Here is a 7,195-nt window from a genome sequence, read left to right as displayed (position 1 = left end):
TATGCTTATCAAAAATTATCACTCACAGATGTAAATAATACTGTTTAAAATGACCTTGTTCATAACTTTAATACTTTTCGTGACTTAGTGTCTTCGTGGCAATAATTCATGAATAATGCAGGTTATTTGCTGACATGCGTATATTTCACTTTTCTATTTACTTGTGTATATAATATGATTAATTATGTCAGGATTAAATGGAATATTTCAGATCATCAAATATTGATGGTAATATTTTCTCTCAAGAAAATCGGAAGGGGACAATATGGCGCAATCCAAAAAAGTTATTGTGATAGGATCAGGCTTTGCAGGGCAAACTGCTGCACTCTATCTGGGAGATGCTCTGGGCAAGGATCATGAAGTGACAGTCATCACCAGGACAGAAGAATTTATCTTCATTCCATCCCTGGTTTGGGTGGGAATAGATCGAATGTCTCTGGATAAGATCAAGTTCCCCCTGGCTCCGGTTTTCGAGAAATTCAACATAAATTATTTTCACGGACAGGTCACAGATATTTATCCAGATGATGAATATCTAACCGCTCTGAATGAAAAGACGGGTGAGCTTCAGAAGTTTGAGTACGACTATCTACTGAATGCAACCGGGCCAAAGCTAAATTTCGAAGGTACACCGGGTTTAGGACCCCATGCTGGTCTGACCCAATCCATTTGTACGCCGACGCATGCAATCCAATCCCGTGATCGGTACCTTGAATCTGTCAAGCGAATGCAGCAGGGCGAGAAGCAGCATTTTATTATTGGTACCGGACATGGAATGGCTACTTGTCAGGGTGCTGCCTTTGAGTATATCACCAATATTCATAAGGATCTGGAAAGAAGGGGTATTCGGGACAAAGCGACCATCAAATGGTTGTCCAACGAACCAGCTCTTGGAGATTTTGGGATCGATGGCATTTCGGTTGCCCAGGGGAAGCAGATTCGCACCTCGGAAGAATTTATCAGTACTATTTTTCAAGATTACGGAATTGATTGGCAGGTTGAGACGGCCACAAAAAGCATTGATGGAAATACCATCAATTTTGAGACACTACAGGGGCAGGAGGGTAGTGAGAAATTCGATTTTGCCATGTTAATTCCCCAATTTCTGGGTAACGGAATGATATACCACGATAAAGATGGAAACGACATTACTTCAAAAGTGGCCAATCCCGGCGGGTTTGTTTTAGTGGATGCGGTTTACGGCAAGCCCTATGATGAGCTTAAAGCGAATCCTGAATATTGGCCGGCTACTTATCAATCACCGGTTTACCCGAATATTTATGCTGCAGGGATATCTTTCGCCCCCCCAGGACCCATCAGTCGACCACAAGCCACACCTAATGGAACACCTATTGCGCCTGCTCCTCCTAGAACAGGTATGGTCTCAGGGATTATCGGTCGCCTCGTTGCCAAGAATATTATAGATAATATCAATGGCAAAGTGGCCAGTCACTCTGAAAGAATGACGGAGATGTATGCTGCCTGTATCGCTTCCATGGGTGATTCGATCTGGGATGGTTCAGCAGCAGTGATCATTGCCCATCCCATTGTCCCGGACTGGAAAAAGTACCCGGTCAGTGGTCGCGATATGTTTGTTTCCAATATGGAGATGGGACTCTCCGGAGCCTGGATGAAGCGCATGATCCACATGACATTTAACCACAAATTGCGCGGCCGAATTGGCTGGTCGCTCATACCGGAATAGGGGTTGCTCATGGAAATTACCAAAATGCAGCGTTTTCTCATGAATAATAAGCTCTTTCAATTGTATCGATTTATCGTATTGAATCTTAAAATTCTAAAAGGTGTGAATCACGCCAAACGGTCATAAACGATCACAACCTTCAGCTGACTTTAGTATCATTCCCAACCTGCTAGCGCAGAGTCCGCCCAAACTTGAGGAATTCTCAGAAAGTCAGGATTGATTTTATTGCAGGGAGATGTGTGGTTCCAGGCTGCTATTGCTGATCTCACCAACGATACTGGCTTGAATCACACCATTAGCATGCAGCTCATCTAGCAATTCTTCAGCTTCTTTTTGGAGCACGCTCATGAGCAAACCACCAGAGGTCTGGGGATCAACAGCGATCAATTCCATGATCTTCGAAACTTCTGATCCAATGGCAATACGGGGTCTGTAAAATTCCTGATTTGCCCGCAGTCCGGCTGGTACGATTTGTTTTTCAGCCCATTCCAGAGTTCCTGGTAATAGAGGCAATTGTTTCGCAAGGATTTTCGCATCCATTTCGCTGGCATCCAACATTTCCAATAAATGACCCACCAATCCGTAGCCGGTCACATCAGTCATGGCATTGATCTGGTAGTTTACTGAAACTTCGGCAGCATATTTATTGAGCTGGATCATACTTTGGATCATGGCATCAACTTGATCATTTGGGGCGATCTTTTGCTTTAAAGCAGTGGCGACAATGCCGGTTCCAAGTGCCTTGGTAAGGATCAGGACATCACCAGGTCGAGCGCCTTTATTGGATATTAATTTGTCGGGGTGCACAATTCCAGTGACGGAAAGCCCATATTTGAGTTCATCATCTTTAATGGAGTGCCCTCCAGTTAAAAGGGTACCTGATTCATCAAGTTTGTCGATTCCGCCACGCAGAATATCATGGAGGATTGAATTATCCATATCATCAACAGGAAAGCCCACAATATTCAGGGCAGTAATAGGACGAGCACCCATGGCGTAAATATCACTGAGAGCATTGGCAGCAGTGATCTGCCCGAAGATGAAGGGATCATCCACTATGGGAGTGAAAAAATCCAGGGATTGGACCATAGCGATCTCGTCACTGAGTTTATACACAGCGCTGTCATCATGATTTTCGATTCCAACCAACAGGTCGGGGTGGGTCTTTATATCCAACCCACAGAGAATATCGTCCAGGTCCCCTGGACCAATTTTCCCGGCTCAGCCAGCGGCTTTAACTTGGGCGGTCAGATTTATTTCAAGAGTTCTAATCATCAAACGAAAGTAATCAGATGTTTCTGGGCGCCAATGGCAAAAGCAGTTTTCTCCAAAGATTTTATGTTGAAATCAGACCCTAATTCGTCTATGCTTAATGATGCACAAACAAACTAAACTTCTTTGTATAATCATCCCATTGATGGTTCTCAGTTTGCTACCAGGTTGTAGCCGTAATCATTCCCAATCTGATACTGAGATCATGTACTTCATACTCATTGACCGGTTTGTAGATGGAGATTCAAGCAATAACTCTGGAGGTAATCCTGAGAGTTATCAGTCCTATGATGGGACCAACCCCGTAGCCCTTAAACATTATCAGGGTGGCGATTTGGCTGGAATCACCCAGAGTCTGGATAGCATCAGAGCCCTGGGTATCACCATGATCTGGATCTCGCCTTTCCTGGACAACTCCGATACTGATTATGTGGGTTGGTGGCCCTATCATGGGTATCATCCCATTGATTTCTACGCTGTAGATGAGCACTTCGGAACCCTGGATGATCTTAAGAATCTGGTAGCAACTGCTCACAAAAAGGGCTTGAAGATCATCTTTGACATGCCTTTCAATCAAACCGCGGCCGATCATCCCTGGATCCATGACCCCTCCAAAAAGGACTGGTATCACTGGGATAAAGATGGAAACCCCTATGAAATTACAGATTGGCAGGATCAGGAGCAGATCGAGCGTGGGGAATTGCATGGTCTGCCTGATTTGGCTCAGGAAAATCCAGAGGTAAGTCGCTATCTCTACGATGTCTCAAAATACTGGATCGAGGAAACTGGTTGTGATGGATTTCGTTTGGATGCAGTCAAACATATTCCCCTGGAATTTTGGAGTGAGTATAATAAAAAGATAAAAGCATTGGTTGGTCAGGATTTCCTCTTGCTAGGGGAGGTATTTTGGGGCGAGGCTACCCGAATTCAGCCCTATGTCGATGTTGGGTTTGACTATCTGTTTGATATTCCAGGCTACTATGCCATTCGGAATACCTTTAATAAAGGTGGCTCGCTTAAAGATTTCTCTGAATTCTACCAGACCACGGAGCAGTTGTTGGGCTCCCGCTCTTTGGCTACGCTCATCGATAATCATGATGTAGCCAGGTTCAATGTTGGTCTGGGTCGGCATGCCCGGGACAAACAAATGCTGGCTTTGGGTTGGCTCATGACCACTCCGGGTTTGCCGGTGATCTATTATGGAACCGAGCTGGGTATGCCGGGATTTGATCCAGTCAATGCTAATGGCGAGCCTCAGGATTTCCTGAATCGACACCCTTATCCTGAAAAGATCGATACCGAACAAGCTGCGTTCAGGACTCACTTTATTGATCTGACCCAACTGCGACTGCAGCACGCCGCCTTAGCCTCAGGGAAGTTTAGAGAGGTTTATCAGGATTGGTCTGTATATGCTTACCTGAGATTCCTGTTTGATGAACAATATCTGGTGATCCTGAATAACGCTTCCACAGCAGAATTTTTAACGCTACCTGAAGCTGAGGGTCTGGAGATCGATCAAACCAAACGGATCTACGGGACAGGTGTGTTGCGCCTGGAAGATCAGGAAATCTGGCTTCATTTGCCGCCTAACAGCTTGACTATTTGGCAGTTTGAGGGTTCCGTGAGCGACGATATGACCAAGCGGGTTGAATTCACCGATCGACTATCCCGGGATTATCAGATCATCCGCCTGTCCTATTACGACAAGGAGTCGAAAGTAACGCAACTGCAGATTGCCGGTGATTTCAATAATTGGATCCCCAGGGATTATTCTGGTTCTCAAACAGGTCATACCCTTTTTGTGGATATCCCGCTTAAACCGGGAGTCTATAGCTATAAACTGGTTCTGAATGGGGTTGAGTGGATTGCTGACCCCAATGCATCAGAATATTTGACTGATCCGTATGGTGGTCGGAATAGTATCCTGACAGTTGACCGGGAATGATTGTTAACCTATTATTCAGTTCCAATATGGTCGTAAAGTGTCTTCGTGAACGAACCCTTCGGCATTGTTCAGGACAGACTCCGAGAATGTGGCGATCTCAAAATTGCCACTAGACATGGAGATTTATCCATTGTAGCAGATGCGCAGATGGATTGCCACGTCGTTTCACCCCTCGCAAAGACAATGTAGGTGCTCACTCAACAACAAGGAGAATATGCATTTGGAGGTAAATAGGGTATTAATCAAGCGTGAGATCGGCTAGTTTTTTCAGATCCAGTTTGAGTTCGACATTGGCGGACAATCTTTGAACTTCCAGTAAACGTAACTTTGTCAGGCGATCAGCCTGGGCATCCTGTTCGACTTGTTCATAAATATCGGCCAGCGGTTTCGCATGGCGATATCGTTTTGAAGCCAGGATGAGCCTGACCCCATCTGATCCGGTAAGTGGACCCACCGGGGTTTTGATGGGTACGTTGACCAGGCGATGATAGTAGTCCGGGTGTTCTGAACCAGCGCCCTGAAACCAACCCAGGTCAACCAATTGGAATTCAGGAGCATCGTGGGGAAGGGTTGTTGGGTCGGTCGGGTCAAGCCCTTCGGTCAGCATTATTTTTAATTCGTTTGCTTCAGTTTGATCAGAGAATGTGAGTTCCAGGATGTTGAGACTGTCCAGTGCCAGGTATTTGCTGCTGGCGTACTGCTTATAGTGCTTTTTGATGCTGACCTCTGAGATCGGTTGAGATTCTGCTATGTAGCGGAGATACAGGTTGGCCAGGAATTGATTCCTGCGGTCATCGATCTCCCCGATAACATCAGGCCGCTGATCAAGATCACGTTTCAAACCTGCATCATGGATCAGCTCATCCCGAACCAGAAAGGCCGTGGCCTTTTTCAAATTTTCAAGCATCAACTGCCGGTTCATCTCGGGCAGTTTTTCCAGGAAATCCTTCACCGTCCAGACTGTTCCTGCAAAGCGCAGCATTTCCTCATCAAGGATGGGTTCAAATTCATTTTCAAATTTACCCAGCTCTGAATTACCCTGGTCTGAGAGTAATCCTGAGTTTGACAACTGTCTGAAATGAGTCCTCAGGATGGTCCATACCCGAGGAGCGATTTGGGGTTGAAAGATCAAGTTAGCCTGATCCATCATTGCATTCACGGTAGAATCAGAAAGCCGATTTTCATGACGTTCCCGAATGATGCGTCTCAGACGTTTGCGCTCCAGGGAAAAATCATATTCTGTGAGGATCAATTCCTTACTCTGAGCATCCACGCGAATGATGTGCCAGCCATGCCTGGTTTGCACAGGTTCCGAGATTTGCCCTGTTTCAAGCTCAAAGGCAGCATCTTCAAAGTGCGGATCCATATCACCAAATTTCATCCAGCCCAAAACACCCCCATTGGCTGCCAGGGATGGATCTTCAAAGGTGACGGTTGCCACGGAGTCCCAGTTGGCACCGCTGGTCAGGTTCTCATGGAGCTGGCGAGCTTCAGAACTGTCTTTGATGAAGAGATGTCGTATCAGCAGTGAGCTATGGCTGCGCTGAAAGGCCTGGCGCAATTCAGCTTCAGATGGTTCCGGAAGCTGTTGTTTGACCCATTCTGTATACAGAATTCTGGTGAAAGCTGATTTTCGCGCTGTTCTGGTAACCGTTTCCAAAGTGGGGGGGGTGTCCAAATGCAGGTTTTGAGCGGCCTGGGCAAGAATGGTTTGATCGATGAGGAAATTGAGCACTTCCTCTCTGGTTTGAGCAGATTCTGGTTTGTCAGAGTATAAAAGCACGGGGATATAGGCTCGTTTAAAATCATCAGCTGTGATCTGACGCCCACTCACTTCTGCTATGACATGGGGGGGCAACTCATCTTTACTGCAGGATGACAAAAGGAACGAGGCAAACGCGACAAGGATCAATATCTGTGATTTATCATTTTTCATCAGGGTCTCAAATATGATGTCAGAGTGTTGTATGCAAACATAATCTCGGTTTACGGGTGATTTCTTGTGACGATTTTGAGATCGCCGCGCGCTGCTCGCGAAGACATATATCGCGCACTTGAAACTGTATTGGTATTGAATCCAACTGGGTCTGTCAGAGTCCTTTGAATATGATTGATAAAATCGGGTCTGTGGAGGTTTGTTCTGGATCAGGAAATTATCTTGACAAGGGGGACTCCCAAAGATAATTTCCTGAAGCGTAACTCAGAGGAGGGTTACTAATTCAAATGAAGATTGAGAGACGGGTTTGAGAGCACATATTTTCTCCACATCATCA

Annotated in this window: 4 protein-coding genes; 2 read left to right on the top strand and 2 right to left on the bottom strand. The window is 45.7% G+C overall.

The window, feature by feature from the left end; translation table 11 throughout:
* The first annotated feature begins 265 nt into the window (after window positions 1-265).
* A complete protein-coding gene (locus U9Q77_04495; GenBank protein ID MEA3286615.1) occupies window positions 266-1,705 on the top strand; it encodes an FAD-dependent oxidoreductase in 1,440 nt (479 codons plus the stop codon).
* 222 nt (window positions 1,706-1,927) lie between these two features.
* Here the strand turns inward: U9Q77_04495 and selD are convergent, their stop codons facing one another.
* Complete coding sequence (gene selD, locus U9Q77_04490) at window positions 1,928-2,980, bottom strand: selenide, water dikinase SelD (GenBank protein ID MEA3286614.1); 1,053 nt, start codon at window positions 2,978-2,980, stop codon at window positions 1,928-1,930.
* A 202-nt stretch (window positions 2,981-3,182) separates the two neighbouring features.
* On the opposite strand from selD, the gene U9Q77_04485 reads away from it, so the two are divergent.
* The gene (locus U9Q77_04485) at window positions 3,183-4,922 is read left to right on the top strand and encodes an alpha-amylase family glycosyl hydrolase (protein ID MEA3286613.1); all 1,740 of its coding nucleotides are present in this window, start codon (window positions 3,183-3,185) and stop codon (window positions 4,920-4,922) included.
* 238 nt (window positions 4,923-5,160) lie between these two features.
* Here the strand turns inward: U9Q77_04485 and U9Q77_04480 are convergent, their stop codons facing one another.
* Window positions 5,161-6,858: a peptidylprolyl isomerase gene (locus U9Q77_04480; GenBank protein ID MEA3286612.1), complete on the bottom strand. Its 1,698-nt coding sequence runs from the start codon at window positions 6,856-6,858 to the stop codon at window positions 5,161-5,163.
* Between the last annotated feature and the right edge of the window lie 337 nt (window positions 6,859-7,195).

This window comes from Candidatus Neomarinimicrobiota bacterium, assembly GCA_034716895.1.
Classification (GTDB): Bacteria; Fidelibacterota; UBA8477; order UBA8477; family JABMPR01; genus JABMPR01.
The sequence above is the reverse complement of the archived record's forward strand: the minus strand, read 5'-3'. Positions and strand labels throughout refer to the sequence as shown.

Bases quoted from the DNA above. Each gene is read 5' to 3' on its own strand.
- U9Q77_04480 (MEA3286612.1), bottom strand. From the start codon at position 6,858: ATGAAAAATGATAAATCACAGATATTGATCCTTGTCGCGTTTGCCTCG.
- U9Q77_04495 (MEA3286615.1), top strand. From the start codon at position 266: ATGGCGCAATCCAAAAAAGTTATTGTGATAGGATCAGGCTTTGCAGGG.
- U9Q77_04485 (MEA3286613.1), top strand. From the start codon at position 3,183: ATGTACTTCATACTCATTGACCGGTTTGTAGATGGAGATTCAAGCAAT.